This window comes from Enterobacter sp. FUJ80071, from assembly GCF_038739915.1.
Lineage (GTDB): Bacteria > Pseudomonadota > Gammaproteobacteria > Enterobacterales > Enterobacteriaceae > Enterobacter > Enterobacter kobei.
In genome coordinates this window covers 1024306-1050835 of record NZ_JBBXKH010000001.1, presented here as the reverse complement: position 1 = coordinate 1050835, position 26530 = coordinate 1024306, and the positions used below count along the sequence as shown (strand labels likewise).

Sequence of the window (26530 nt, the reverse complement as noted above, 5' to 3'; positions counted from 1 at the left end):
TATCCCTGGAAAAACGTTTTGTCTTTTATAAAAGACAAAATTTCTAAACGATCATCAGCTCCAGCTTCTCCCGCAACGCCCCTTCCAGCGGCAGAGCCTTCTGGGTTTTCAGATCGATACAGACAAAGGTGATCAGTGCATCAGCCACCACCTGCCCTTCAGGATCGAGCGTCACCACCTGGCTTAATACACCACTCTTGCCGTTGAGCTGTTGCACCTGACTGGTCACCGTGAGTACATCACCCAGCACGGCCGGGCGGCGGTAGTTGATGTTGATATTGACGACCACGAACGCGATGTTATGCGCGGTCAACCACTGAAAGCTTTCGCTGTTTTCCAGCCCGTCCCAGCGCGCTTCTTCAAGGAACTCAAGATAGCGGGCGTTGTTAACGTGCTGGTAAACATCAAGGTGGTAACCGCGTACTTTGATTTTTGTCTGCATAGCGCAATAGCCTTTACTGTTGTTATAGGATCAGAGGTCATAACTGGTATGACCTCTTTATCCTGGCAAATTATCGCCGCAGTGCAAGTAATTGTGAGATTACAACGTCAGGTGTGAGAGGTTACGCTCCACCAGCGCGCTGCCCATGCCCGGCACCTGTTTGAGGTCGTCAACAGTTTTGAAAGGACCATACTCTTCGCGGTAGCTGACGATGGCCTGGGCTTTTTTCAGGCCGACACCGTTCATTGCGCGGGCGAGATCTTCCGCAGAGGCCGAATTGATACTGACCCGCGTACCGTCATCATCCGCCGTTTTACCGGCATCAGCCGCTTTGGATTGCCCTTGCACTGACGCTGAGGCGTCAGACTTGCTCTGCACCGTCTGTGCTTTGGCAGCGGGCGTCGCGGCCAGCGCGCTCGTGGTCATCCCGGTGGTGGCAATAGCCAGCGCAATTAACAGTGATTTAATTCCACATTTCATGCTGTTTTCTCCTTGTTTGTTGACAGCCACGTCACGATAGCCGCCCGGAAAAACAGCTACAAACAGCAGATTGCAGAAATGGAAAAGGCCGCGAAAGCGGCCTTTAGTTTTTGCAGAGCGTTACGAAAATCTGCGAGCAGATACGTAATTATTGCTGCTGAGTCATCACATCGCCCAGCTTGATTTTGGCGTCTTTACGCAGGTTGCTCATCATGGCTTCGAAAGCAATCTGAGCATTGTTCTGGGTAATGCCCTGAACCATCGCCTTCTTCTGCGCTTCTGGCAGGGTACCGGCTTTTACTTCGTCCAGCGCCAGCAGAACAACGTTACCCTGCATATCGGTGGTGGTGCCGAAGCTTGGTTTGTCCTTCGCAGGCAGAGTCAGGCCAAACGCAGCCTGGCTGATGGGGTCCTGACCGGTACGGCTCAGCGTTTTCGCTTCACCGAAGCTCAGGCCTGCTGCTTTCAGCGCATCGTCTTTGCCCGCTTTCAGATCAGCCAGAATCTTCTCAGCATCCAGTTTCGCCTGCTGTTCCGCTTTGTTGTGCTTAACCTGAGCGGCAACCTGATCCTTCACTTCTGCCAGCGGTTTGACCGCTTCCGGCTTATGCTCGCTGACGCGCAGCACGAACGCACGGTCACCGTCAACGGTAATGATGTCAGAGTTGCTGCCTGGCGTACCGTTCTCGCCCACCAGACCACCGTTAAAGATGGCGTCTGAAACCGGTTTAAAGTTCAGCTCTTCCGGCAGGTTATCACGACCAAACCAGCCCGTCTCAACCGCTTTCACTCCGGCAGCCTGCTCTGCACCCGCCAGCGATTCGTTGTCGTTGCTGGCGGCATCGCTCACCTTCTGTTGAAGTGCGTAGTAGGCATCCAGCGCTTTTTCCTGTTTCACTTTCGCCGCGATATCATCACGAACGTCAGCCAGCGGCTTGGTTTTCGCCGCGGTGATGTCGTCCAGACGCGCGACCAGGAAACCAACGGAAGACTTAATGACACCAGAAAGCTGGCCTTTCTCTTTCAGACCCGCATTTTTCAGTTCGTCCGGCGTGGTTGCGTCTTCCAGCCAGCCCATATCACCGCCGTTTTTGGCAGAGATAATATCGGTGGATTTTGCTTTCGCGAGGGTGGCGAAATCAGCCCCTTTATTCAGCTCATCCAGTACCGCTTTGGCGTCAGCCTCGGTTTTAGTCTGAATCACGCTGTAGCGGTTACGCTGCGGCTGAGTGAACTGATCCTGATGCTGATCGTAGTAGGACTGAATTTCTGTATCAGACGCCGTTTCCTGCAGCCCGGCAGCATCCAGCTTGATGTAGCTCACGCGGAACTGTTCTGGAGAAACGAAGGTATTTTTGTTCTGCTCGTACCAGGCGTTCAGTTCCGCGTCGCTGACCTGCTGTTTGGCCGCCAGGGCGTTAACATCAATGGTCGCTTCACGGACAACGCGCTGCTGCGCCACCAGCGCGGCCAGCTCTTCCGTCTCACCTTTGAGCATGAAATCGGTGCCCACAACGGCGTTGATAAGCTGCTGAGTGGTCAGTTGGTTACGCAACGCCTGAGCGTATTGGTCAGCCGTCATACCCATCTGGTTGACGATGCTATTGTAACGTGCGTTGTCGAATTTACCGTTTGACTGGAATGCCTGAGTGGCGAAGATCGCTTTTTTCACCTGCTCATCGCTGATGCCAAGACCCAGCTTTTTGGCATACTGATCCAGTAACGCTTCGTCGATAAGACGGTTCAGCGTCTGTTGGCGCAGGGTCTTCATATACCCTTCATTCGCCGCCAGTTCAGAGAATTGGTCGCCCAGCTGTTGCTGCATACGGTTACGTTCACCGGCAAAAGCATTCTCGAACTGACCACGGCTGATCTCCTGGCCATTCACTTTTGCGGCATAGTTCGCGCCACCGCCAATAAGGTAACTGCTCACGCCGGTCAATATGAACGACACGATAATGATACCGAAAATAATCTTGAGCACGAGACTGTTAGCAGCCGTGCGTAAGCTGTCCATCATGGTGTAACAACACTCCGCTGTAGGTGACTGGTTACCTGACGCTGACGGAAAATCCTGCCCGTCGCGCGTAAAGGCGTATTGTGACAAGAAAACGGGGCGATTGTCAGCCCACAACTCGCATAAACTCGCACAAATCAGGTCTGGACAAACAAAAAAGGCACATCAAATGATGCGCCCTTGTACTTTCCGGCTTCCCTGAAACGGGAAAGCAATCAATTTACTGCGTCTTTCAGCGCTTTACCTGCACGGAAACCCGGCACTTTAGCAGCAGCAATGGTGATCTCTTTACCGGTCTGAGGGTTGCGGCCAGTACGGGCAGCGCGCTCTTTAACAGCAAAAGTACCGAAGCCTACCAGTGCAACGTCGTCTCCAGCCTGCAGAGATTCAGTAACAGAAGCAATTAATGCATCTAACGCACGTCCAGCTGCAGCTTTAGAAATATCAGCACCAGCAGCAATTTTGTCAATCAGTTGAGATTTATTCACTGTTCTCTTCCTCTCTTTATAATTTATATCGCGCCTGAGTCCTTCACAACGCGACCGCGCAGCAGTTATATCAGGCCTGCCATGACCTTACAACACCCGTTGTTGATGGCTGACCTAATCAGCAATCTAAATTAGCTATACAAAAAAAGGCTGGCAAGTGCGAAATGCCTTACCAGCCTTGTTTTTATTGACGCTCTTTGCGCGAGGTCACTATTTTGCGGTTACAACCTGCATTCCGGACGGTTCATTCTGCAATGCGAGAGTAAGAACTTCCTCAATTCGCTTAACAGGATGAATCTGCAGATCGGCAATTACGTTGTCCGGAATCTCTTCCAGATCGCGTTTATTCTCGTAAGGAATCAATACGGTTTTGATCCCACCACGGTGTGCCGCCAGCAGTTTTTCTTTTAACCCGCCGATAGGCAGAACCTGACCACGCAGGGTGATTTCACCGGTCATTGCCACATCAGCGCGTACCGGGTTGCCTGTCAGACAGGAGACCAGAGCCGTACACATGGCAATACCCGCGCTTGGACCATCTTTCGGCGTCGCCCCTTCCGGGACGTGAACGTGGATGTCGCGTTTTTCGTAGAAATCCGGGTTTATACCCAGTTTTTCCGCGCGCGCGCGCACCACGGTCAGCGCCGCCTGAATGGACTCCTGCATCACTTCACCCAGCGAGCCGGTGTAGGTCAGCTTGCCTTTACCCGGCACGCAGGCGGTTTCGATGGTCAGCAGATCGCCGCCCACTTCCGTCCATGCCAGACCGGTCACCTGGCCTACGCGGTTTTCGTTATCCGCACGACCATAGTCAAAGCGCTGAACGCCCAGGTAGGCATGCAGATTGTCGCCGTTGATCACAATGTGTTTCAGGCTCTTATCCAGCAGCAGCTGTTTCACCGCCTTGCGGCACAGTTTAGAGATTTCACGCTCAAGGCTACGCACGCCCGCTTCACGGGTGTAATAGCGAATGATGCCGATAATCGCGCTGTCCTCGACGGTCAGCTCGTTGGCTTTCAGTGCGTTACGCTCAATCTGTTTCGGCAGCAGGTGCTGTTTCGCGATATTCAGCTTCTCGTCTTCGGTGTAACCGGAGAGGCGGATCACTTCCATACGGTCCAGCAGCGGGGCCGGAATGTTCATGGAGTTGGAGGTTGCCACGAACATCACATCGCTCAGGTCGTAGTCCACTTCCAGGTAGTGATCGCTGAACGCCACGTTCTGTTCAGGATCAAGCACTTCCAGCAGCGCAGAGGCCGGATCGCCACGCATGTCCGAAGACATTTTGTCGATCTCATCAAGCAGGAACAGCGGGTTTTTAACGCCCACTTTCGCCATTTTCTGGATCAGTTTACCCGGCATAGAACCGATGTAGGTACGACGGTGACCGCGGATTTCCGCTTCATCGCGTACGCCACCCAGCGCCATACGGATATACTTACGTCCGGTCGCCTTGGCGATGGACTGTCCCAGAGAGGTTTTACCCACCCCCGGCGGTCCTACCAGACACAGAATTGGCCCTTTAATTTTGTTTACACGGCTTTGTACCGCGAGGTACTCAAGAATGCGGTCTTTCACGCGTTCCAGGCCGTAGTGGTCGGTATCCAGGATCTCCTGCGCCTGACGCAGGTCTTTTTTGACCTTGCTGCGGGCGTTCCACGGAACCTGCACCATCCACTCAATGTAGCCGCGTACGACGGTTGCTTCAGCCGACATTGGAGACATCATTTTCAGCTTCTGCAATTCTGCTTCGGCTTTCTCTTTCGCCTCTTTCGGCATCTTCGCCGCGTCGATTTTACGCTTCAGCGCTTCGTTTTCGTCCGGCGCGTCGTCCATCTCGCCGAGCTCTTTCTGAATCGCTTTCATTTGCTCATTCAGATAGTACTCACGCTGAGATTTCTCCATCTGCTTTTTGACGCGGTTGCGAATACGTTTCTCAACCTGCAGCAGATCGATTTCAGACTCCATCATCGCCATCAGGTATTCCAGACGTTCGTTAACGTCGGACATTTCCAGCACGGACTGTTTGTCAGCCAGCTTCAGCGGCATGTGTGCTGCGATGGTGTCCGCCAGACGCGCAGGATCGTCGATGCTGTTCAGCGACGTCAGCACTTCTGGTGGGATTTTTTTATTCAGCTTGATATAGCCTTCAAACTGGCTAATTGCGGTGCGCACCAGCACTTCCTGCTCGCGCTCATCAAGCTCAGGCGAATCAAGGTACTCTGCCTTGGCAGAGAAGTGTTCGCCGTCATCTGACAGAGTGGTAATACGCGCACGCTGCAGCCCTTCGACCAGCACCTTCACGGTGCCGTCAGGCAGCTTCAGCATCTGCAAAATAGAGGCCACGGTCCCGACGGTGAAAAGATCGTTTACACCCGGCTCATCCGTCGATGCTTCTTTCTGTGCCACCAGCATGATTTTTTTATCATGATCCATGGCGGCTTCGAGGCAACGGATAGATTTTTCCCGCCCTACAAACAAGGGTATGACCATGTGCGGATAAACCACCACATCGCGCAACGGCAATACGGGGATTTCAATGCGTTCAGAACGCTCAGGATTCATAGAGCTCTCTCTTAGTTTAGTGTCCGCCAGGTAAGCTGGTCATGTCACTGTACTTCACATAACCATTAACATGTATCCAGTATATGGGGATGTTTCCCACACATTCAACGCTATGAATACGGAAAAAGTAAAGGGGAGATAAAATCCCCCCTTTTTAATTAACTGCTTGTATGATTTGGTGAATTATTCGCCAGATGCCTGCTGGGCTTCCGGTTTACCGTAAATCAGCAGCGGCTTGGTTTGGCCGCTGATTACGGACTCGTCGATAACCACTTTCTCAACATCTTCCATCGACGGCAGATCGTACATGGTGTCGAGCAGCGCCGCTTCAACGATTGAACGCAGACCACGCGCACCGGTTTTACGGATCATCGCTTTCTTAGCAATCGCATCAAGCGCTTCGTCACGGAATTCCAGGTCAACCCCTTCCAGATTGAACAGCGCCTGGTACTGCTTGGTCAGCGCATTTTTCGGCTCTTTCAGGATCTGAATCAGCGCCTCTTCACTCAGCTCATTCAGCGTTGCCACAACGGGCAGACGGCCAATGAACTCAGGAATCAGACCGAATTTGATCAGATCTTCAGGTTCAACCTGCGAAAGCAGTTCGCCTTCGTTCGGTTTTTCGGACGAGGCTTTTACCGTCGCGCCGAAACCAATGCCGGAGCCGGTTTCAACACGGTGGGAAATGACTTTATCCAGACCGGCAAACGCACCGCCACAGATGAACAGGATCTTGGAAGTATCAACCTGCAGGAACTCCTGCTGAGGATGCTTACGCCCCCCCTGCGGTGGAACGGCGGCAACCGTACCTTCGATCAGCTTCAGCAGCGCCTGCTGCACGCCTTCACCCGACACGTCGCGGGTGATGGACGGGTTGTCTGATTTACGGGAGATCTTGTCGATCTCATCAATATAAACAATGCCGCGCTGTGCTTTCTGTACGTCGTAATCGCACTTCTGCAGCAGTTTCTGAATGATGTTCTCAACGTCTTCACCCACATAACCGGCTTCGGTCAGGGTGGTGGCATCGGCCATGGTAAACGGAACATCCAGCAGGCGCGCCAGGGTTTCCGCCAGCAACGTTTTACCGGAACCCGTCGGTCCGATCAGCAGGATGTTACTTTTACCCAGTTCTACGCCATTACTGGTGTCGCCGTTACGCAGACGTTTGTAGTGGTTATATACCGCTACCGCCAGCACTTTCTTCGCCTGCTCTTGTCCGATGACATAGTCGTCAAGGTGATGACGAATTTCATGCGGCGTTGGCAATGCGCTACGCTCACGGTGCGGCGCAACTTCTTTAATCTCTTCGCGAATGATGTCGTTACATAAATCAACACATTCGTCGCAGATATACACGGACGGCCCGGCAATCAGTTTACGCACTTCATGCTGGCTTTTGCCGCAAAAAGAGCAGTACAGCAGTTTGCCCGAACCATCTTTGCGTTTATCTGTCATGAGTCCAAACCTCTTTTTAAGTTCTTTGTGCCGCACATGACGACGCAAATGCCATTCTAAGACGCGTACTGCTTAAAGCAGCGTGCCGCCCTACCTTAGTATAGCGGCACACTCGCGTCGCGGGCATCAATTACGATGGGTCAATACGGAGTCGACTAAGCCGTACTCAACTGCCTCTGGAGCAGAGAGGAAGCGATCGCGCTCGGTATCGCGCTCGATCTGCTCGAGAGATTGACCTGTATGCTGCGCCATAAGTTCATTCATGCGCGCTTTTACTTTCAGAATTTCGCGGGCGTGGATTTCGATATCCGTCGCCTGCCCCTGGTAACCACCCAGCGGCTGGTGAATCATCACACGGGAGTTAGGCAGGCAGAAACGCTTACCTTTCGCCCCTGCGGTTAACAGGAAGGCACCCATGGATGCAGCCTGACCCATACAGATCGTGCTGACATCTGGCTTGATGAATTGCATGGTGTCATAAATGGACATACCCGCCGTAATCACACCGCCTGGCGAGTTGATGTACAGGTAAATGTCTTTCTCCGGGTTTTCCGCTTCCAGGAACAGCATCTGCGCTACGATCAGGTTAGCCATATGGTCTTCTACCTGGCCGGTCAGAAAGATAACGCGTTCCTTGAGCAGACGGGAATAGATATCGAAAGAACGCTCACCACGTGAGGTCTGTTCAATAACCATTGGCACCAGCGCCATATGGGGTGCAAAGTTATCTCGTTCGCCACTGTATGACATTTCCGTCTCCTGGTTCAAAATTGAAAACACCTGCTGTACTGATTGTAACCTTATGGACGGATTATCAGCCAGTCTCAATCATCGTGATTACATACTTATGGGGTTCGCCACGCCCTATTTCAAGCATAACAACCTTTTGTTGTAACGCTAACACTGAAAGGGCGTTTTAGCACCCTTCCAGGACTAAAGCTGCGATAAAAAAAACCCGTCGCCGGAGGGCAACGGGTTTTTTGGTCAAACTTTAAACCGTTAGGGCGTTATTACGCCTGCTGGTTCATCAGTTCGTTGAAAGAGGTCGCTTTTTCGGTCACTTTCGCTTTCGCCAGAACCGCTTCAACAGCCTGCTCTTCCAGTGCGACGTTGCGCATGTTGTCCATCAGCTCTTTGTTCTTACCGTAGAACTCGATCACTTCTGATGGATCTTCGTATGCGGAAGCCATCTCTTCGATCAGGCCTTTCACGCGCTCTTCGTCAGCTTTCAGCTCGTGGGTACGAATAACTTCGCCCAGCAGCAGGCCAACAACAACGCGACGTTTCGCTTGCTCTTCAAACAGCTCGCGTGGCAGTTCCATCGCTTGCTGCTGGTTGCCACCGAAACGCTGTGCAGCCTGACGGCGCAGCACGTCGATTTCGCTGTCGATCAGGGCTGCTGGAACGTCGATGTCGTTCGCTTTCACCAGACCTTCAATCGCCTGAGATTTCACACGGTTACGCACAGCACCGTTCAGCTCGCGCTCCATGTTTTTACGCACTTCGGTACGCAGGCCAGCAACTGAACCATCTTCCACGCCGAAACGCTTGATGAATTCTTCAGTCAGTTCTGGCAGTTCGCGCTCTTCCACTTTCTTCAGGTTGATCACGAACTTCGCTGCTTTACCTTTCAGGTTTTCAGCGTGGTATTCTTCAGGGAAGGTCACGTCGATAGTGAACTCTTCGCCAGCCTTGTGGCCTTTGATACCGTCTTCGAAGCCTGGGATCATACGACCCTGGCCCATTGCCAGTACGAAGTCAGACGCTTTGCCGCCTTCGAACTCTTCGCCGTCTACAGAACCGGTGAAGTCGATGGTCACACGGTCTTCCGCGTCAACAGCGCCTTCTTTCTCTTTCCAGTTCGCCTGCTGCTTGCGCAGGGTGTCCAGCATGCCGTCAACATCTTCGTCAGTCACAGAGACAATCGGTTTTTCAACTTCGATAGATTCCAGACCTTTCAGCTCAACTTCCGGGTACACTTCGAACTCTACGGAGTAAGTGAAGTCTTCGCCCAGTTTGTATTCGCCTGGAACGTAGTTTGGCGCGCCGGCCGGATTGATTTTTTCTTTGATGATCGCATCAATAAAGTTGCGGCTCATCAGTTCACCCAGCACATCCTGACGCACAGAGGCGCCATAACGCTGAGCAACAACATTCATTGGAACTTTGCCCTTACGGAAGCCGTCAATACGTACTTTTTTTGCTACGTTGACCAGCTCGCTTTTCACAGCAGTTTCGATGCTGTCAGCAGCGATAGTAATCGTTACACGGCGGCCAAGGCCTTGAGTGGTTTCAACTGAAACTTGCATCTTGTTACCTCAAAAAAATCACAGTGCTCGGTCAACTCTGAATCTGTCTGTTATACCGGGATGCTCTCTTAGTGCAGATTCACATTCCCTGTCGCCAGAATCATCCCGAAGACATTCAATAAGACGCGGCATTATAGCGGCATCACTTAGGTGAGTCGAGAACGGTTGGGGCATGTTGCTGCGGCTTTTTTCACACTTTAAGGCTATTTTTAGCCTTAAAATCGCTCCATCCGCTCAAAACTCAGACAAAACAAAACGGCCCGGAGGCCGTTTTGAGGAAATCTGTAAGCAACATACTGGAAAAGCTCCAGCCGTTGCAAATCCGATTTATCAGGCGATGGTGCCTGCACCGCGACACGGCGGTGATGCGAAAACCGTATCCTGCAAGCCTTCCCATTCCTTATTGGTGTAGGTATGCAGTGCCAGCGCATGCACGGTGGTGGAGAGTTCTTCCGTCAAGGTGCTGTAGATCAAGCGGTGTCGGTTCAGGAAACGTTCTCCCGTGAAGCGATCGCTAACCAGAACCACTTTAAAGTGGCTTTCAGAACCTGCCGGCACGTTATGACGATAGCTCTCGTCGACGACTTCGAGGAACACAGGGTTGAACGCTGCCCTTAATTTATCTTCTATCTGCTCACGTATCATCATGAAATTACTCCTCCGACAACGCCAGGATGTCACCCATCCCTTTAAATGTTAGCCGCTTTTACCGTTTCCATTACACCTTGACAACAAATATTTAGCTTTCGTCTGATTTTCTCATTCAAACGAATGAAGTTCACTGCGAGACTCATACCTTTCATCATTCGCGAGAGGGGAAATTGGGTAAGCTGGTCAGTTTTCGGACAAGGCGATGAATTTACATGCGTTGACCACTTCCCCTCGCCGTTGGCGATGTTATGATGACGGCAATTTTTCTCTTTAAATGCTTACGATTCGTTGAGAACCCGAAAATGTTAAAAAAACTCTTCTTTCCGTTGGTAGCCCTTTTTATGCTGGCAGGCTGTGCAACCCCGCCTACCACCATTGATGTCTCACCAAAAATTACGCTGCCTCAGCAGGATCCAAGCCTGATGGGCGTCACCGTGAGCATTAACGGTGCCGATCAGCGTCAGGACCAGGCTCTGGCAAAAGTGACCCGCGATAACCAGCAGGTAACCCTGACCGCGTCCCGCGACCTGCGTTTCCTGCTGCAGGAAGTGCTCGAGAAGCAAATGACCGCTCGCGGCTATATGATTGGCCCAAGCGGTGCGGTTGATCTGCAGATCATCGTTAACAACCTGTACGCAGACGTGTCTCAGGGCAACGTGCGTTACAACATCGCGACCAAAGCGGATATCGCCATCATTGCTACCGCGAAAAACGGTAATAAGATGACCAAAAACTACCGTGCGAGCTACTCTGTCGAAGGCGCGTTCCAGGCATCGAATAAAAATATTGCTGATGCGGTTAACAGCGTGCTGACGGATACCATTTCCGACATGGCGCAGGACACCAGCATCCACGACTTCATCAAGCAGAACGCACGTTAATCCTGCCGACTGACCCGGTGCTTCACCGGGTCAGTTCATAAGAACATGTCCAGCCATTACATACGCATTTTCCAGCAACCGAAATCAGCGATTCTGCTGATCCTCGGCTTTGCCTCGGGTTTACCTCTCGCGCTCACCTCCGGCACGCTTCAGGCGTGGATGACGGTCGAGAATATCGACCTTAAAACCATCGGTTTCTTCTCGCTTGTCGGTCAGGCCTATGTCTTTAAGTTCCTGTGGTCTCCGGTCATGGATCGCTACACGCCACCTTTCCTGGGACGTCGTCGCGGCTGGTTAGTGATGACGCAAGTCTTGCTGCTGCTGGCCATTGCTGCGATGGGTTTTCTTGAGCCCACCACACAGCTTCGCTGGATGGCCGCGCTTGCGGTCGTGATTGCCTTCTGTTCCGCCTCCCAGGATATTGTCTTTGACGCCTGGAAGACGGACGTTTTGCCTGCGGAAGAGCGCGGCGCCGGTGCCGCAATCAGCGTGCTGGGCTATCGCCTCGGGATGCTGGTCTCCGGGGGACTGGCACTGTGGCTGGCTGACCGTTACCTCGGCTGGCAGGGTATGTACTGGCTGATGGCCGCCCTGCTTATCCCGTGCATTATCGCGACGATCTTTGCTCCCGAACCAAGTGATGTCATTCCGGTCCCCCGCTCGCTGGAGCAGGCCGTGGCCGAACCGCTGCGCGACTTTTTTGGTCGCAACAACGCCTGGCTGATCCTGCTGCTCATCGTCCTTTATAAGCTGGGGGATGCGTTTGCCATGAGCCTGACCACCACCTTCCTGATACGCGGTGTCGGTTTTGATGCCGGTGAAGTGGGTGTGGTAAACAAAACGCTGGGACTGTTTGCGACGATTATGGGCGCGCTGTATGGCGGCGTGCTGATGCAGCGCCTGACCCTGTTTCGCGCACTGCTGATTTTCGGCATCCTTCAGGGAGCCTCTAACGCGGGCTACTGGCTGCTGTCGATTACCGACAAACATATGATCAGCATGGCCGCGGCGGTGTTCTTCGAGAACCTCTGCGGCGGCATGGGCACCGCGGCATTTGTTGCCCTGTTGATGACGCTTTGCAATAAATCATTTTCCGCTACGCAGTTTGCGCTGCTCTCGGCGCTCTCTGCCGTGGGTCGCGTGTACGTTGGACCGATTGCGGGCTGGTTCGTGGAAGCCCACGGCTGGCCAACGTTTTATCTCTTCTCTGTCGTGGCTGCCGTGCCGGGAATTTTATTGCTGCTGGTCTGCCGTCAGACGCTGGAATATACGCAGCGGACCGAACACTTTATGCCGCGCACCGAATATCATACCGCCTACCGTTTTGCGTTACGTCTGTTAATGGTGGGCTGCGTTGCTCTGGCACTCTGGCTTGTGGTGCTGATTATTAACGCCAGCACGTCACTGGCAATCCCGTTCGAAGCGCTTCTGCTGGACGCTGGCGCCCTGCTGGCTATTGCCGGGATCCTGACCGGGGGTCTGCTCGATTTCATGGCGTTGCGTAAAACGCAGATGACCTGAAGAAAAATGCGAAAGGTTATTTCCCGTTGTAATCACCAACCGAAATTATAACGGCGAAATAGCCAGCGCCCCCCCAAAAAAATATTTGTTGTTTTGTGCGGGATAGGATTTGGAAATTATTGGCTCCAGTTCCAAAACGCTATTTTTCATTAAACGATTCAGCATCCGATAGTTTGATTTTTCGTTTTTTAGATGTCTTTTTATTGATAATTAATTGTTAATTTTTTGTTTATTTTTAACAATGGTTATACCAATTGCCCCTTTTAGGGTATGCTTGGGGGTCCTTTCGTTATAAAGCCCACGCCATGCGGCTTCTGTCATAAAAACCGACATAATTTGCAACACTTGTGACACGTGCGGCAGAACCCGGTAACACCTTCCTGACACAGGTCTAATGATGTTTACAGTAATGTAACCTTCCCGTAAAATGCCCGCACACTTTAAACGCCACCAGACTCCGTGGAATTGAGGTCGTTAAATGAGACTCGGGAAATACAATAAAAGTTTGGGATGGTTGTCATTATTCGCGGGCACTGTATTACTCAGTGGCTGCGATTCTGCACTACTAGACCCCAAAGGACAGATTGGACTGGAACAACGTTCACTGATACTGACGGCTTTTGGCCTGATGTTGATTGTGGTTATTCCTGCCATTTTGATGGCTGTTGGTTTCGCCTGGAAGTATCGTGCGAGCAATAAAGATGCGAAGTATAGCCCTAACTGGTCACACTCCAATAAAGTGGAAGCTGTGGTCTGGACGGTACCTATTCTGATCATCCTGTTCCTTGCCGTACTGACCTGGAAAACCACTCACGCACTTGAGCCAAGCAAACCACTGGTTCACGATGAGAAACCTATTACCATTGAAGTGGTCTCCATGGACTGGAAATGGTTCTTCATCTATCCAGAGCAGGGTATTGCTACCGTGAATGAAATCGCCTTCCCGGCGAACACTCCGGTTCAGTTCAAAGTGACCTCCAACTCCGTAATGAACTCCTTCTTCATCCCACGTCTGGGTAGCCAGATCTACGCGATGGCCGGTATGCAGACTAACCTGCATCTGATCGCGAATGAAGCAGGCACCTATGATGGTATCTCCGCCAGCTATAGCGGCCCGGGCTTCTCAGGTATGAAGTTCAAAGCTATTGCAACGCCAGACCGTGCCGCTTTCGACCAGTGGGTTGAAAAAGCGAAGCAGTCTCCAAACACCATGTCTGACATGGCGGCGTTCGAAAAAGTGGCTGCACCTAGCGAATACAACAAGGTGGAGTACTTCTCTAATGTGAAACCTGATTTGTTCAAAGATGTCATTGGCAAATTTATGGATCACGGCAAGAGCATGGACATGACCCAGCCTGAAGGCGAGCACAGCGCGCATGAAGGTATGGAAGGCATGGACATGAGCCACGCGGAAACCGCTCACTAAGGGGCCGAGGAAGAAAATGTTCGGAAAATTGACACTGGATGCAGTGCCCTACCATGAACCGATTATCGTGGTTACGGTGGCTGCAATTATCATTGGTGGCGCGGCCTTACTGGCCCTGATCACTTACTTCGGTAAGTGGAGCTACCTGTGGAACGAGTGGCTGACTTCGGTTGACCACAAAAAACTCGGTATCATGTACTGCATCGTCGGTATCGTCATGTTAATTCGTGGCTTTGCGGATGCGATCATGATGCGTAGCCAGCAGGCACTCGCTTCTGCGGGTGAAGCCGGCTTCCTGCCGCCGCACCACTACGATCAGATCTTTACCGCCCACGGCGTTATCATGATCTTCTTCGTAGCGATGCCGCTGGTTATCGGTCTGATGAACGTGGTCGTTCCGCTGCAAATCGGCGCGCGCGACGTGGCGTTCCCGTTCCTGAACAACCTGAGCTTCTGGTTCACGGTTGTCGGCGTTATCCTGGTTAACCTGTCACTGGGTGTGGGCGAATTCGCGCAGACCGGCTGGCTGGCATACCCGCCGCTATCAGGAATTGAGTACAGTCCGGGCGTTGGCGTTGACTACTGGATCTGGGCGCTTCAGCTCTCCGGTGTCGGTACCACCCTGACCGGTATCAACTTCTTCGTGACCATTATCAAGATGCGTGCCCCTGGCATGACCATGTTCAAGATGCCGGTATTTACCTGGGCATCTCTGTGCGCCAACATCCTGATTATTGCCTCTTTCCCAATTCTGACCGTCACCATCGCGCTGCTGACCCTGGACCGCTACCTGGGCACCCATTTCTTCACGAATGATATGGGTGGCAACATGATGATGTACATCAACCTGATTTGGGCCTGGGGTCACCCGGAAGTGTACATCCTGGTTCTGCCTGTCTTCGGTGTGTTCTCCGAAATCGCGGCAACCTTCTCGCGTAAACGTCTGTTTGGTTACACCTCTCTGGTGTGGGCAACCGTGTGTATTACCGTTCTGTCGTTCATCGTTTGGCTGCACCACTTCTTCACCATGGGTGCGGGCGCGAACGTAAACGCCTTCTTCGGTATCACCACCATGATTATCGCCATCCCGACCGGGGTGAAGATCTTCAACTGGCTGTTCACCATGTACCAGGGCCGTATCGTGTTCCACTCAGCGATGCTGTGGACCATCGGCTTCATCGTGACCTTCTCCGTAGGTGGGATGACCGGTGTACTGCTGGCGGTACCAGGTGCTGACTTCGTTCTGCACAACAGTCTGTTCCTGATTGCGCACTTCCATAACGTTATCATCGGTGGCGTGGTCTTCGGCTGCTTCGCTGGCGTAACCTACTGGTGGCCAAAAGCGTTCGGCTTCACGCTGAACGAGAAATGGGGTAAACGCGCGTTCTGGTTCTGGATCATCGGCTTCTTCGTGGCATTTATGCCGCTGTACGTGCTGGGCTTCATGGGTATGACCCGTCGTCTGAGCCAGCAGATCGATCCGCAGTTCCACCCAATGCTGATGGTTGCAGCGGGCGGTGCGGTGCTGATTGCCTGCGGTATCGCGTCTCAGCTGATTCAGTTCTACGTGTCTATTCGCGACCGCGATCAGAACCGTGACCTGACCGGTGACCCATGGGGTGGCCGTACGCTGGAGTGGGCGACCTCTTCTCCACCGCCTTTCTATAACTTTGCCATCGTGCCGCAGGTTCATGAACGCGACGCATTCTGGGAAATGAAAGAAAAAGGTGAAGCGTACAAGCAACCTGCTCATTACGAAGAGATCCATATGCCGAAAAACAGCGGTGCGGGCATTGTTATTGCCGCCTTCGCTACGGTATTTGGTTTCGCAATGATCTGGCATATCTGGTGGATGGCGATTGTTGGCTTCGCTGGCATCGTAATCAGCTGGATTGTGAAGAGCTTTGACGAGGACGTGGACTACTACGTACCAGTCCGTGAAGTTGAAAAGCTGGAAAATCAGCATTTCGACGAGATTTCTAAAGCGGGGCTGAAAAATGGCAACTGATACTCTGGCGCACTCAACTGCCCACGCGCATGAACATGCGCACCACGATACAGGACCGACCAAAGTCTTCGGTTTCTGGATCTACCTGATGAGCGACTGCATTCTGTTCTGCTGTCTGTTCGCGACCTATGCCGTTCTGGTGAACGGCACAGCGGGCGGCCCGACCGGCAAGGACATCTTTGAACTGCCGTTCGTTCTGGTTGAAACCGCACTGCTGTTATTCAGCTCTATCACCTACGGCATGGCGGCTATCGCCATGTACAAAAACAACAAGAGCCAGGTTGTCTCCTGGCTGGCGTTGACCTGGCTGTTTGGTGCTGGATTTATCGGGATGGAAATCTATGAATTCCATCACCTGATTATGGAAGGCTTTGGTCCGGATCGCAGTGGCTTCCTGTCCGCGTTCTTCGCGCTGGTCGGTACCCACGGTCTGCACGTGACCTCGGGTCTGATCTGGATGGCAGTACTGATGTTCCAGATCTCCCGTCGCGGCCTGACCAGCACTAACCGTACCCGTATCCTGTGCCTGAGCCTGTTCTGGCACTTCCTGGACGTGGTGTGGATCTGTGTGTTCTCTGTTGTCTATCTGATGGGGGCGATGTAATGAGTCATTCTAACGATCATGGCGCTTCCCATGGCAGCGTAAAAACCTACATGACAGGTTTCATCCTGTCGATCATCCTGACGGTGATCCCGTTCTGGATGGTGATGAGCGGTTCTGCGTCTAAACCGGTTATCCTGGGAGCAATCCTGGTGACCGCGGTGATTCAGATTCTGGTGCATCTGGTTTGCTTCCTGCACATGAACACCAAGTCCGATGAAGGCTGGAACATGACGGCCTTTATCTTTACCGTGATTATCATCGCTATCCTGGTAGTCGGTTCCATCTGGATTATGTGGAACCTCAACTACAACATGATGGTTCACTAAGAGCGGCGAGTATGTTTAAGCAATACCTGCAAGTAACGAAACCAGGCATCATCTTTGGCAACCTGATCTCCGTGATCGGAGGGTTCCTGCTGGCCTCTAAAGGCAGCATTGATTACGCCCTCTTTATTTACACGCTGGTCGGTGTGTCACTGGTTGTTGCGTCCGGTTGTGTATTTAACAACTACATCGACATGGATATCGACAAGAAGATGGAAAGGACCAAAAATCGGGTGCTGGTGAAAGGCCTGATCGCCCCTTCCGTCTCGCTGGTGTACGCCACCTTGCTGGGTATTGCTGGCTTTATGCTGCTGTGGTTTGGTGCTAACCCACTGGCCTGCTGGCTGGGGGTGATGGGGTTCGTGGTCTATGTGGGCGTCTACAGCCTGTATATGAAACGTCACTCCGTCTACGGCACGCTGATTGGTTCTCTCTCCGGCGCTGCGCCGCCGGTGATTGGCTACTGCGCCGTCACGAACGAGTTCGACAGCGGTGCGCTGATCCTGCTGGCTATCTTTAGCCTGTGGCAGATGCCGCACTCCTATGCCATCGCGATTTTCCGCTTTAAGGATTATCAGGCAGCGAACATCCCGGTTCTGCCGGTCGTGAAGGGCATTTCGGTTGCCAAGAACCACATCACGCTTTACATCATCGCCTTTGCCGTGGCAACGCTGATGCTCTCTCTGGGTGGTTACGCCGGGTATAAATATCTGGCGGTAGCGGCTGCGGTGAGCGTCTGGTGGCTTGGCATGGCGCTGCGCGGATACAAAGTGGAAGATGACAAAGTCTGGGCACGTAAGCTGTTTGTGTTCTCCATTGTCGCCATCACTTCTCTGTCCGTGATGATGTCCGTGGATTTCATGGTGCCAGATTCGCACAACCTGCTGACTTACGTCTGGTAAGCGACAACAGGTCAATAAAAGGGTGCTTCGGCACCCTTTTTTATTCACAAAATCAATTAATAACGCATGTAATATTTGTTAAATAAGCCCTTATTTACCCCGCCCCTTCCCCGCACTACACTATGGCCTGCTTTTGAACTGAGGTGGTAATGAACGATTATAAAATGACGCCAGGCGAGCTACGCGCGACCTGGGGCTTAGGGACTGTCTTCTCGCTACGGATGCTCGGCATGTTTATGGTCCTGCCTGTTCTGACCACCTACGGCATGGCGCTGCAGGGGGCGAGCGAGGCATTGATTGGCCTGGCCATTGGCATTTACGGTCTGGCCCAGGCGGTCTTCCAGATCCCGTTTGGCCTGCTCTCTGACCGGGTTGGCCGCAAGCCGCTGATTGTCGGTGGCCTGCTTATTTTTGTTCTGGGCAGTGTGATTGCCGCCCTCTCCCACTCCATCTGGGGGATTATTCTTGGCCGCGCCCTTCAGGGCTCCGGCGCGATTGCTGCCGCCGTGATGGCGCTGTTGTCCGATCTCACCCGCGAACAGAACCGGACTAAAGCGATGGCGTTCATCGGCGTTAGCTTTGGCGTCACCTTCGCCATTGCGATGGTACTGGGCCCGATAATCACCCATGCGCTTGGCCTGCACGCGCTGTTCTGGATGATTGCCGTGCTGGCAACCCTCGGTATTGCCTTAACCCTGTGGGTAGTCCCGGACAGCAAAAACCACGTCCTCAACCGTGAATCGGGAATGGTAAAGGGCTGCTTCAGCAAAGTGCTGGTTGAGCCACGCCTGCTGAAGCTTAACTTCGGCATTATGTGTCTGCACATCCTGCTGATGTCGACCTTTGTCGCCCTTCCCGGCCAGCTGGCCGCTGCGGGCTTCCCGGCAGCCGAGCACTGGAAAATCTATCTGGTCACGATGCTGATTTCATTTGTCTCCGTCGTGCCATTCATTATCTATGCTGAAGTGAAGCGCAAGATGAAGCGCGTCTTTATTGGCTGCGTAGCACTGTTGCTGATAGCTGAGATTGTGCTCTGGGGTGCCGGCCCGCACTTCTGGGAGCTGATTGCCGGCGTGCAGCTGTTCTTCCTGGCGTTTAACCTGATGGAAGCCCTGCTGCCGTCGCTGATCAGCAAAGAGTCCCCTGCCGGTTACAAAGGCACGGCGATGGGCATCTACTCCACCAGCCAGTTCCTCGGCGTGGCCATTGGCGGCTCGCTTGGCGGCTGGGTGGACGGTCTGTTTGACTCTCAAACGGTGTTTCTCGCGGGCGCACTGCTGGCGACAGTCTGGCTGCTGGTCGCCAGTACCATGAAAGAGCCGCGCTACGTGAGCAGCCTGCGGGTAGAAATCCCGGATGATGTTCAGATTAGCGACGCGCTGAAACAGCGTCTGGAAGCAAAAGAGGGTGTGACGGAGGTCCTGATTGTCCCGGAAGAGCGCAGCGCTTACGTCAAGATAGACAGCAAAATGACCAACCGCTTCGAAGTGGAGCAGGCCCTGAAAGCATGAAAAAAGCCCGGTTGAACCGGGCTTTTGGGTATTAATCGCGGAAGTTTTTAAACTGGAACGGTTGTCCCAGATCGCCGCCACGCACCAGCGCCATCACGGACTGCAGGTCATCGCGGGACTTGCCGGTGACGCGAATCTCTTCACCCTGGATCTGCGCCTGCACCTTCAGCTTGCTGTCTTTAATGAGCTTCACGATCTTCTTCTGCACCGCGCTCTCAATGCCCTGCTTCAGTTTAGCTTCAACGAACCAGGTTTTACCACTGTGCACAAACTCTTCCGGCACATCCAGAGAGGTCCCTTCAATGCCGCGTTTTAACAGCTTGGCGCGCAAAATGTCGAGCAGCTGATTCACCTGGAAATCAGACTCGCTCAGCACCTTAATGGTCTTATTTGCGTCGTTCAGCTCAAACGACGCCTCAACGCCACGAAAATCGAAACGTGACTCAACTTCGCGGGTTGCGTTCTCAACGCCGTTGCGAACTTCCTGGATATCAACTTCGGAAACAATATCGAAAGATGGCATCTTTTCTTCTCCCTTCACTTTTGTTGCGTTGCATAATACCCGCTACGAGGCATAACTCAACAGAAGCTTAGCTGTATAATTAAGCTGTAACACCTGGCGCAGTTGCAGGTGAGGAGGAACAATGAAAATTACAGTGCTCGGATGCGGAGCGCTTGGTCAGCTATGGCTGACCGCGCTGTGCAAGCACGGACATGAGGTTCAGGGCTGGCTGCGCGTGCCCCAGCCCTATTGCAGTGTAAACCTGATTGGTGAAGACGGAAGCATCTTTAACGAATCCCTCACCGCGAACGATCCCGATTTCCTGGCGCAAAGTGACCTGTTACTGGTGACGCTTAAAGCGTGGCAGGTCTCAGACGCGGTGAAGACGCTGGCTGCGCAACTCCCCTCCACTTCCCCTATACTGCTGCTGCATAACGGCATGGGAACCATTGATGAGCTGAAAGGCATCCCTCAGCCCCTGCTGATGGCGACAACCACGCACGCAGCCCGTCGCGACGGCAACATCATCGTGCACGTCGCCAGCGGCGTGACCCATATGGGACCGGCCAGAACACAGGATGGCGACTACAGTTATCTTGCCGATGTGCTGCAGAAGGTATTGCCGGACGTCGCCTGGCATAACACTATTCGCCCTCAACTCTGGCGCAAGCTGGCCGTGAACTGCGTGATCAATCCGCTGACGGCACTGTGGAACTGCCCGAATGGGGAGCTGAAAAACCATCCGCAGGAGGTTGCATCACTGTGTGCTGAAGTCGCGTCGGTCATTGAGCGGGAAGGCTTGCATACCTCGGCAGAGGATTTGCGCGGTTATGTCGAGCAGGTTATTGAGAGTACGGCAGAAAATATCTCCTCAATGTTGCAGGACGTCCGGGCATTGCGCCACACAGAAATCGACTACATTACCGGCTATCTGCTAAAACGTGCCCGTGCACATGGCATCGCCGTGCCGGAAAACGCCCGTTTGTATGACCTGGTTAAACGTAAGGAGAGTGAATATGAGCGCGTCGGCACTGATCTGCCTCGCCCCTGGTAGCGAAGAGATAGAAGCGGTCACCACGATTGATTTGATGGTGCGCGGCGGTATTGAGGTGACGGTCGCCAGCGTTGCCAGCGATGGCAGTCTGGCGGTGACCTGCTCGCGCGGCGTGAAACTGCTTGCGGATGCGCCGCTTGTGCAGGTGGCCGACGGGGATTACGACATCATCGTCCTGCCCGGTGGCCTGAAGGGTGCGGAATGTTTTCGCGACAGCCCGCTGCTGGTCGAGACCGTGCGTCAGTTCCACTTATCGGGTCGTATCGTCGCCGCCATCTGTGCCGCCGCCGGAACAGTGCTGGTTCCGCACGATATTTTCCCTATCGGCAATATGACCGGCTACCCCGGTCTGAAGCAGACCATCCCGGAAGACCAGTGGGTGGACAAACGCGTCGTGTGGGATCCACGCGTCAACCTGCTGACCAGCCAGGGCCCCGGCACCGCGATTGATTTTGGTTTGAAGATTATTGACCTGCTGGTCGGGCGCGAAAAAGCGTACGAGGTGGCATCATCGCTGGTGATGCCGGCGGGAATTTATAACTACTATGAAGAGTAGTGCGTAAAAAAGCCGGGTGGCGCCAGGTTAAAGCAAAACGGCAACCAAAGGTTGCCGTTTTTTATGTTTTCTCCCTCTCCCCGTGGGAGAGGGCCGGGGTGAGGGCATCAGGCCGCATTCCCGGGCAAAAACTACGGGCGATACACCTTCACATTCGCAAAGCCCTGCTCGCGCAGATACAGTGCCTGCAGGCGGCTCATCACCCCACGCTCACACCACAGCAGATACGTTTTGCTCTGGTCGAGATCGCCAAATTTGGTGCTCAGCTTGTAGAACGGTAGCGACACCACTTCAACGCCTTCCACCTGCAGCGGCTTGTCGTCCTGCTCATCAATAGAGCGGATATCCAGAATCGCATCGTTAGCGCCGAAACCGCTTACGGTTTCCACTTCGACGACGTCCTGCTCGGTCTGCTGGGCGATTTCGCGGATATCAATATTGGACGCTTCCGCCACCACTTTATCCAGGATGCTGAAATCGAAGTGCTCTTCTTCGGCTTCGATCTTCGCCTTCACCGCTTTGACGGTCGGGCTTTTTGAGATCACACCGCAGTATTCCGGCATGGTGCGGGCAAAATCTTCGGTGCCGATTTCACGTGCCAGATCGATGATGTGCTCTTTATCGTGGGAGATCAGCGGACGCAGGATCAGCGTATCAGAGACGTTGTCGATCAGACGCAGGTTGGTCAGCGTCTGGCTGGAGACCTGCCCCAGCGCTTCGCCGGTGACCAGCGCCTGCACGCCGTAGCGCTCAGCCACTTTGGATGCCGCACGCACCATCATGCGCTTCAGGATAACGCCCATCTGGCCGTCGTCCACTTTCTCTAGAATTTCGCCCACTACCGGCTCGAAGTTGATCGCCACAAAACGCACGCGGTGGGAGCTGCCGAAGCGGTTCCACAGGTAATGCGCGACCTGGCGAACGCCGATTTCATGCGCCGCACCGCCCAGGTTAAAGAAGCAGTAATGGACGCGACAGCCGCGGCGCATCAGCATATAGCTGGAAACGCCGGAGTCGAAGCCGCCGGAGATCAGAGACAAGACATCTTCCTGGGTGCCGATCGGGAAACCGCCGATACCTTCATAACGACCTTTCACCAGCAGCAGGCGATCGTTTTCGATCTCCAGGTTAACCGTCACGTCCGGGTGCGTCAGACGCACGCGCGCAGACTCGACGTGCTGGTTCAAACCGCCACCAACGTAACGTTCCACTTCAATGGAGCTGAATTCGTGCTTGCCGCGACGTTTCACGCGTACGCAGAAGGTTTTGCCTTCGATCTGATCGCGGTACTGAACCAGCGCTTTCTCGAAGATATCGTGCATATCGCTGAACGGGACGTCTTCCACTTCCAGAATATGGTGGATCCCCGGAATACGGGTCAGCGCGTCGCGAATATCCTGACGTTTGTTTTCGTCTTTCGCACGGACTTCAACGTGGTCCCAGTGGCGCACCACGGCGAGGGTTTCGTCGTAGTGCTTTAATACGTTACGAATGTTCCCGGTGAGAATTTTAATAAAGCGCAAACGCACAGATTGGCTTTTGATGGTGATTTCAGGGAACAATTTAATGATAAACTTCATGGCGGCAATGTTTCTTAGGCAAGCGTATTAAGGCTTGTAATGGAAAAGAGTACAGCAGCCCACACCCGTGGCTGCATCCAGGCGCGCAAGTATACCACCATCGCGCCGCTCCTGTGCACATTGCGCGTTATTTGCTTATCCGCCCGAGTCCGTTACCATGTCGGGGCGAAGAATATAAGAGTCAATTCACTATGCCGAAGAAGAACGACGCACCGGCCAGTTTCGAAACTGCGCTGAGTGAACTGGAGCAAATCGTTACCCGTCTTGAGAGCGGCGATCTCCCGCTGGAAGAGGCGCTTAACGAATTCGAACGTGGCGTGCAGCTGGCGCGACAGGGGCAGGTCAAACTGCAGCAGGCCGAGCAGCGCGTGCAGATCCTGCTTTCCGACAGCGAAGACGCGAAAACTACGCCTTTCACACCGGACGCCGAGTAAATGGATTTTGCCAACGAGCTTCAGGCGCGTGTAATTCGCGCCAACGACGCCCTGCGCCGTTTTATTGCACCACAGCCTTTTCAGAACACTCCTCTGGTTGAGGCCATGCACTATGGCGCACTCTTGGGTGGAAAGCGCCTGCGCCCGTTCCTGGTGTACGCCACAGGCAATATGTTTGGTATCAGCGATAACACGCTGGACGCCCCAGCTGCCGCCGTTGAGTGCATCCATGCCTATTCGCTGATCCACGATGATTTACCGGCGATGGACGACGACGACCTGCGTCGCGGTCAACCTACCTGCCATATCAAGTTTGGCGAAGCGAATGCCATTCTGGCGGGCGATGCCCTGCAAACGCTGGCGTTCTCTATTTTGAGCGATGCGCCGATGGCGGAAGTGGCTGACCGTGACCGCCTGGCAATGATTTCTGAACTGGCGATGGCCAGCGGCGTGGCCGGCATGTGCGGCGGACAAGCGCTGGATCTTGAAGCGGAAGGACGTCAGGTTAATCTGGAACAGCTGGAGCGTATTCATCGCCACAAAACCGGGGCATTGATTCGTTCTGCCGTTCGCCTGGGCGCGCTGAGCGCGGGTGAACAAGGGCGCAAAGCCTTGCCGACGCTGGACAGATACGCAGAAAGTATCGGTCTGGCATTCCAGGTTCAGGATGACATTCTGGATGTGGTGGGCGATACTGCAACATTGGGTAAACGTCAGGGTGCGGACCAGCAGCTTGGCAAAAGTACCTACCCCGCCCTGCTGGGTCTTGAGCAAGCCCAACGTAAAGCCCGGGATCTGATTGACGATGCCCGCCAGTCGCTAAATGTACTGGCCGCACAATCGCTGGATACCTCGGCACTGGAAGCGCTAGCGGACTATATAATCCAGCGTGATAAATAAACTATATATCTCGATGAGCCTTTGATGAGTTTTGATATTGCCAAATACCCGACACTGGCGTTAGTTGACTCCACCCAGGAGTTGCGTCTGTTGCCGAAAGAGAGCCTGCCGAAGCTGTGCGACGAGCTGCGTCGCTACCTGCTCGACAGCGTAAGCCGCTCAAGCGGCCATTTCGCCTCCGGGCTTGGCACGGTAGAACTGACCGTGGCGCTGCACTATGTCTATAACACGCCGTTCGATCAGCTTATCTGGGACGTGGGCCACCAGGCCTATCCGCACAAAATTCTGACCGGACGTCGCGATAAAATTGGCACCATTCGTCAGAAAGGTGGCCTGCATCCGTTCCCGTGGCGCGGTGAGAGCGAATATGACGTGCTGAGCGTCGGCCACTCCTCCACCTCCATTTCTGCGGGCATCGGTATTGCCGTTGCCGCCGAAAAAGAGAATAAACAGCGCCGCACCGTCTGCGTGATTGGTGACGGTGCTATCACCGCCGGGATGGCCTTTGAGGCCATGAACCATGCGGGTGATATCAAACCGGACATGCTGGTTATCCTCAACGATAACGAAATGTCGATTTCCGAGAACGTCGGTGCACTGAACAACCATCTGGCGCAGCTGCTTTCCGGCAAGCTTTACTCCTCGCTGCGTGAAGGCGGTAAAAAAGTCTTTTCCGGCGTACCGCCGATTAAAGAGCTGCTCAAGCGCACCGAAGAACACATCAAAGGCATGGTCGTGCCGGGTACGCTGTTTGAAGAGCTGGGCTTTAACTATATTGGCCCGGTTGACGGCCATGACGTGCTGGGCCTGGTCACCACCCTCAAGAACATGCGTGACCTGAAAGGCCCGCAGTTCCTGCATATCATGACCAAAAAAGGGCGTGGCTACGAACCGGCGGAAAAAGATCCGATCACCTTCCACGCGGTACCAAAATTCGACCCGTCCAGCGGCTGTCTGCCAAAAAGCAGCGGCGGTATGCCGAGCTATTCCAAAATCTTCGGCGACTGGCTGTGTGAAACCGCCGCGAAAGACAACAAGCTGATGGCGATCACCCCGGCCATGCGTGAAGGCTCCGGCATGGTGGAGTTCTCCAGAAAATACCCTGACCAGTATTTTGACGTGGCGATTGCCGAGCAGCATGCGGTGACGTTCGCAGCGGGCCTGGCCATTGGCGGCTACAAGCCGGTGGTCGCTATCTATTCTACCTTCTTGCAGCGCGCCTACGATCAGGTGATCCATGACGTGGCCATCCAGAAGCTGCCGGTACTGTTTGCGATAGACCGTGCGGGCATCGTCGGCGCTGACGGTCAGACGCACCAGGGCGCATTCGATCTGTCGTTCCTGCGCTGTATTCCGGATATGGTCATCATGACGCCAAGCGACGAAAACGAATGTCGTCAGATGCTGTTTACCGGCTATCACTATCAGGATGGCCCTAGTGCGGTGCGCTACCCACGCGGCAATGCGGTGGGCGTTGAGCTGCAACCCCTGGAAAAACTGGCGATCGGTAAAGGTCTGGTGAAACGTCGCGGTGAGAAAGTGGCGATCCTGAACTTCGGTACGCTGATGCCAGAAGCTGCGAAGGTCGCTGAAACGCTGAACGCTACCCTGGTGGATATGCGCTTCGTGAAGCCGCTCGACGAATCTCTGATTTTGAATTTGGCCGAGACGCATGACGTGCTGGTCACTCTGGAAGAAAACGCCATCATGGGCGGTGCGGGAAGCGGCGTGAACGAGGTGCTGATGGCAAACCGCAAAGTCGTGCCGGTGTTGAACCTCGGCCTGCCGGATCATTTCATTCCTCAGGGTACCCAGGATGAAGCCCGGGCGGCTATTGGCCTGGACGCCGTCGGTATTGAAGCCAAAATCCGCGCCTGGCTGGACTAATCCCTCCCCTTTTTCGCTCCTGCTATGCTTA

Annotated in this window: 24 protein-coding genes; 13 read left to right on the top strand and 11 right to left on the bottom strand. The window is 53.7% G+C overall.

Annotated elements, in window-relative coordinates; translation table 11 throughout:
* Nucleotides 1-43: 43 nt before the first annotated feature.
* From AAER43_RS04995 to bolA, 9 genes are all read right to left on the bottom strand, one after another.
* A complete protein-coding gene (locus AAER43_RS04995) occupies nucleotides 44-442 on the bottom strand; it encodes a YbgC/FadM family acyl-CoA thioesterase (RefSeq protein WP_014882778.1) in 399 nt (132 codons plus the stop codon).
* A 99-nt stretch (nucleotides 443-541) separates the two neighbouring features.
* The gene (locus tag AAER43_RS04990) at nucleotides 542-922 is read right to left on the bottom strand and encodes a helix-hairpin-helix domain-containing protein (RefSeq protein WP_047344471.1); all 381 of its coding nucleotides are present in this window, start codon (nucleotides 920-922) and stop codon (nucleotides 542-544) included.
* Nucleotides 923-1070: 148 nt separating this feature from the next.
* Nucleotides 1071-2942, bottom strand: a complete 1872-nt coding sequence (gene ppiD / locus AAER43_RS04985; protein ID WP_023332234.1) for a peptidylprolyl isomerase — start codon at nucleotides 2940-2942, stop codon at nucleotides 1071-1073.
* 212 nt (nucleotides 2943-3154) lie between these two features.
* Nucleotides 3155-3427, bottom strand: a complete 273-nt coding sequence (gene hupB, locus AAER43_RS04980; RefSeq protein WP_002444653.1) for a nucleoid-associated protein HU-beta — start codon at nucleotides 3425-3427, stop codon at nucleotides 3155-3157.
* 210 nt (nucleotides 3428-3637) lie between these two features.
* Nucleotides 3638-5992, bottom strand: a complete 2355-nt coding sequence (gene lon / locus AAER43_RS04975) for an endopeptidase La (protein WP_014882775.1) — start codon at nucleotides 5990-5992, stop codon at nucleotides 3638-3640.
* A 183-nt stretch (nucleotides 5993-6175) separates the two neighbouring features.
* On the bottom strand, nucleotides 6176-7450 hold the full coding sequence (clpX, locus tag AAER43_RS04970) for an ATP-dependent protease ATP-binding subunit ClpX (protein WP_014882774.1): 1275 nt from the start codon (nucleotides 7448-7450) through the stop codon (nucleotides 6176-6178).
* Between the two features lie 126 nt (nucleotides 7451-7576).
* The gene (clpP, locus tag AAER43_RS04965) at nucleotides 7577-8200 is read right to left on the bottom strand and encodes an ATP-dependent Clp endopeptidase proteolytic subunit ClpP (protein WP_014069126.1); all 624 of its coding nucleotides are present in this window, start codon (nucleotides 8198-8200) and stop codon (nucleotides 7577-7579) included.
* Between the two features lie 260 nt (nucleotides 8201-8460).
* On the bottom strand, nucleotides 8461-9759 hold the full coding sequence (gene tig / locus AAER43_RS04960) for a trigger factor (protein ID WP_014882773.1): 1299 nt from the start codon (nucleotides 9757-9759) through the stop codon (nucleotides 8461-8463).
* Nucleotides 9760-10089: 330 nt separating this feature from the next.
* On the bottom strand, nucleotides 10090-10407 hold the full coding sequence (gene bolA / locus AAER43_RS04955; RefSeq protein WP_057057831.1) for a transcriptional regulator BolA: 318 nt from the start codon (nucleotides 10405-10407) through the stop codon (nucleotides 10090-10092).
* A 305-nt stretch (nucleotides 10408-10712) separates the two neighbouring features.
* Here bolA and AAER43_RS04950 point away from each other — a divergent pair, with 305 nt between their 5' ends.
* The 8 genes from AAER43_RS04950 to AAER43_RS04915 all read left to right on the top strand — a co-directional run bounded on the left by AAER43_RS04950 (nucleotide 10713) and on the right by AAER43_RS04915 (nucleotide 19586).
* Nucleotides 10713-11291 carry a lipoprotein gene (locus tag AAER43_RS04950; protein WP_014882772.1) on the top strand — a complete coding sequence of 193 codons (579 nt, stop codon included), beginning with the start codon at nucleotides 10713-10715 and terminating at the stop codon, nucleotides 11289-11291.
* A 45-nt stretch (nucleotides 11292-11336) separates the two neighbouring features.
* Nucleotides 11337-12812, top strand: a complete 1476-nt coding sequence (gene ampG, locus AAER43_RS04945; protein WP_050862454.1) for a muropeptide MFS transporter AmpG — start codon at nucleotides 11337-11339, stop codon at nucleotides 12810-12812.
* Nucleotides 12813-13290: 478 nt separating this feature from the next.
* Nucleotides 13291-14238, top strand: a complete 948-nt coding sequence (cyoA, locus tag AAER43_RS04940) for a cytochrome o ubiquinol oxidase subunit II (protein WP_014882770.1) — start codon at nucleotides 13291-13293, stop codon at nucleotides 14236-14238.
* Between the two features lie 16 nt (nucleotides 14239-14254).
* A complete protein-coding gene (gene cyoB, locus AAER43_RS04935) occupies nucleotides 14255-16246 on the top strand; it encodes a cytochrome o ubiquinol oxidase subunit I (RefSeq protein ID WP_014168864.1) in 1992 nt (663 codons plus the stop codon).
* Complete coding sequence (locus AAER43_RS04930; protein WP_008503324.1) at nucleotides 16236-16850, top strand: cytochrome o ubiquinol oxidase subunit III; 615 nt, start codon at nucleotides 16236-16238, stop codon at nucleotides 16848-16850. The genes cyoB and AAER43_RS04930 overlap by 11 nt, the downstream gene beginning before the upstream one ends.
* Complete coding sequence (locus AAER43_RS04925; RefSeq protein ID WP_006176899.1) at nucleotides 16850-17176, top strand: cytochrome o ubiquinol oxidase subunit IV; 327 nt, start codon at nucleotides 16850-16852, stop codon at nucleotides 17174-17176. Before AAER43_RS04930 ends, AAER43_RS04925 begins: the two co-directional genes overlap by 1 nt.
* A gap of 11 nt (nucleotides 17177-17187) precedes the next feature.
* The gene (gene cyoE / locus AAER43_RS04920; protein ID WP_014882769.1) at nucleotides 17188-18075 is read left to right on the top strand and encodes a heme o synthase; all 888 of its coding nucleotides are present in this window, start codon (nucleotides 17188-17190) and stop codon (nucleotides 18073-18075) included.
* A 149-nt stretch (nucleotides 18076-18224) separates the two neighbouring features.
* Nucleotides 18225-19586 carry an MFS transporter gene (locus AAER43_RS04915; RefSeq protein ID WP_023332232.1) on the top strand — a complete coding sequence of 454 codons (1362 nt, stop codon included), beginning with the start codon at nucleotides 18225-18227 and terminating at the stop codon, nucleotides 19584-19586.
* A gap of 31 nt (nucleotides 19587-19617) precedes the next feature.
* On the opposite strand, the gene AAER43_RS04910 is transcribed toward AAER43_RS04915, so the two are convergent.
* On the bottom strand, nucleotides 19618-20109 hold the full coding sequence (locus AAER43_RS04910; protein ID WP_008503327.1) for a YajQ family cyclic di-GMP-binding protein: 492 nt from the start codon (nucleotides 20107-20109) through the stop codon (nucleotides 19618-19620).
* Nucleotides 20110-20230: 121 nt separating this feature from the next.
* Between AAER43_RS04910 and panE the strand changes: the two genes are divergently transcribed.
* Together panE and yajL are read left to right on the top strand one after the other, a co-directional pair.
* Nucleotides 20231-21142: a 2-dehydropantoate 2-reductase gene (gene panE, locus AAER43_RS04905; protein WP_014882766.1), complete on the top strand. Its 912-nt coding sequence runs from the start codon at nucleotides 20231-20233 to the stop codon at nucleotides 21140-21142.
* The gene (gene yajL, locus AAER43_RS04900) at nucleotides 21105-21698 is read left to right on the top strand and encodes a protein deglycase YajL (RefSeq protein ID WP_050862455.1); all 594 of its coding nucleotides are present in this window, start codon (nucleotides 21105-21107) and stop codon (nucleotides 21696-21698) included. The genes panE and yajL overlap by 38 nt, the downstream gene beginning before the upstream one ends.
* A gap of 131 nt (nucleotides 21699-21829) precedes the next feature.
* Here yajL and thiI read toward each other — a convergent pair whose 3' ends face one another.
* Nucleotides 21830-23278 carry a tRNA uracil 4-sulfurtransferase ThiI gene (gene thiI / locus AAER43_RS04895; RefSeq protein ID WP_014882764.1) on the bottom strand — a complete coding sequence of 483 codons (1449 nt, stop codon included), beginning with the start codon at nucleotides 23276-23278 and terminating at the stop codon, nucleotides 21830-21832.
* Nucleotides 23279-23469: 191 nt separating this feature from the next.
* Between thiI and xseB the strand changes: the two genes are divergently transcribed.
* Genes xseB through dxs form a run of 3 tightly spaced genes read left to right on the top strand, consistent with a single transcriptional unit; the run spans nucleotide 23470 to nucleotide 26499 of the window.
* Entirely contained in the window at nucleotides 23470-23712 is a 243-nt protein-coding gene (xseB, locus tag AAER43_RS04890) for an exodeoxyribonuclease VII small subunit (protein ID WP_008503331.1), read from the top strand.
* Entirely contained in the window at nucleotides 23713-24612 is a 900-nt protein-coding gene (gene ispA, locus AAER43_RS04885; protein ID WP_050862456.1) for a (2E,6E)-farnesyl diphosphate synthase, read from the top strand.
* 24 nt (nucleotides 24613-24636) lie between these two features.
* Complete coding sequence (dxs, locus tag AAER43_RS04880; protein WP_050862457.1) at nucleotides 24637-26499, top strand: 1-deoxy-D-xylulose-5-phosphate synthase; 1863 nt, start codon at nucleotides 24637-24639, stop codon at nucleotides 26497-26499.
* The last annotated feature ends 31 nt before the right edge of the window (nucleotides 26500-26530 follow it).

What these genes read in the sequence shown, in the direction of transcription:
- thiI (WP_014882764.1), bottom strand. Translation starts at nt 23,278, where the DNA reads ATGAAGTTTATCATTAAATTGTTCCCTGAAATCACCATCAAAAGCCAA.
- AAER43_RS04915 (WP_023332232.1), top strand. Translation starts at nt 18,225, where the DNA reads ATGAACGATTATAAAATGACGCCAGGCGAGCTACGCGCGACCTGGGGC.
- AAER43_RS04990 (WP_047344471.1), bottom strand. Translation starts at nt 922, where the DNA reads ATGAAATGTGGAATTAAATCACTGTTAATTGCGCTGGCTATTGCCACC.
- AAER43_RS04930 (WP_008503324.1), top strand. Translation starts at nt 16,236, where the DNA reads ATGGCAACTGATACTCTGGCGCACTCAACTGCCCACGCGCATGAACAT.
- ampG (WP_050862454.1), top strand. Translation starts at nt 11,337, where the DNA reads ATGTCCAGCCATTACATACGCATTTTCCAGCAACCGAAATCAGCGATT.
- xseB (WP_008503331.1), top strand. Translation starts at nt 23,470, where the DNA reads ATGCCGAAGAAGAACGACGCACCGGCCAGTTTCGAAACTGCGCTGAGT.
- AAER43_RS04950 (WP_014882772.1), top strand. Translation starts at nt 10,713, where the DNA reads ATGTTAAAAAAACTCTTCTTTCCGTTGGTAGCCCTTTTTATGCTGGCA.
- AAER43_RS04925 (WP_006176899.1), top strand. Translation starts at nt 16,850, where the DNA reads ATGAGTCATTCTAACGATCATGGCGCTTCCCATGGCAGCGTAAAAACC.
- ppiD (WP_023332234.1), bottom strand. Translation starts at nt 2,942, where the DNA reads ATGATGGACAGCTTACGCACGGCTGCTAACAGTCTCGTGCTCAAGATT.
- panE (WP_014882766.1), top strand. Translation starts at nt 20,231, where the DNA reads ATGAAAATTACAGTGCTCGGATGCGGAGCGCTTGGTCAGCTATGGCTG.
- AAER43_RS04910 (WP_008503327.1), bottom strand. Translation starts at nt 20,109, where the DNA reads ATGCCATCTTTCGATATTGTTTCCGAAGTTGATATCCAGGAAGTTCGC.
- AAER43_RS04995 (WP_014882778.1), bottom strand. Translation starts at nt 442, where the DNA reads ATGCAGACAAAAATCAAAGTACGCGGTTACCACCTTGATGTTTACCAG.
- tig (WP_014882773.1), bottom strand. Translation starts at nt 9,759, where the DNA reads ATGCAAGTTTCAGTTGAAACCACTCAAGGCCTTGGCCGCCGTGTAACG.
- cyoE (WP_014882769.1), top strand. Translation starts at nt 17,188, where the DNA reads ATGTTTAAGCAATACCTGCAAGTAACGAAACCAGGCATCATCTTTGGC.
- clpP (WP_014069126.1), bottom strand. Translation starts at nt 8,200, where the DNA reads ATGTCATACAGTGGCGAACGAGATAACTTTGCACCCCATATGGCGCTG.
- bolA (WP_057057831.1), bottom strand. Translation starts at nt 10,407, where the DNA reads ATGATGATACGTGAGCAGATAGAAGATAAATTAAGGGCAGCGTTCAAC.
- lon (WP_014882775.1), bottom strand. Translation starts at nt 5,992, where the DNA reads ATGAATCCTGAGCGTTCTGAACGCATTGAAATCCCCGTATTGCCGTTG.
- clpX (WP_014882774.1), bottom strand. Translation starts at nt 7,450, where the DNA reads ATGACAGATAAACGCAAAGATGGTTCGGGCAAACTGCTGTACTGCTCT.
- cyoB (WP_014168864.1), top strand. Translation starts at nt 14,255, where the DNA reads ATGTTCGGAAAATTGACACTGGATGCAGTGCCCTACCATGAACCGATT.
- yajL (WP_050862455.1), top strand. Translation starts at nt 21,105, where the DNA reads ATGAGCGCGTCGGCACTGATCTGCCTCGCCCCTGGTAGCGAAGAGATA.
- ispA (WP_050862456.1), top strand. Translation starts at nt 23,713, where the DNA reads ATGGATTTTGCCAACGAGCTTCAGGCGCGTGTAATTCGCGCCAACGAC.
- dxs (WP_050862457.1), top strand. Translation starts at nt 24,637, where the DNA reads ATGAGTTTTGATATTGCCAAATACCCGACACTGGCGTTAGTTGACTCC.
- cyoA (WP_014882770.1), top strand. Translation starts at nt 13,291, where the DNA reads ATGAGACTCGGGAAATACAATAAAAGTTTGGGATGGTTGTCATTATTC.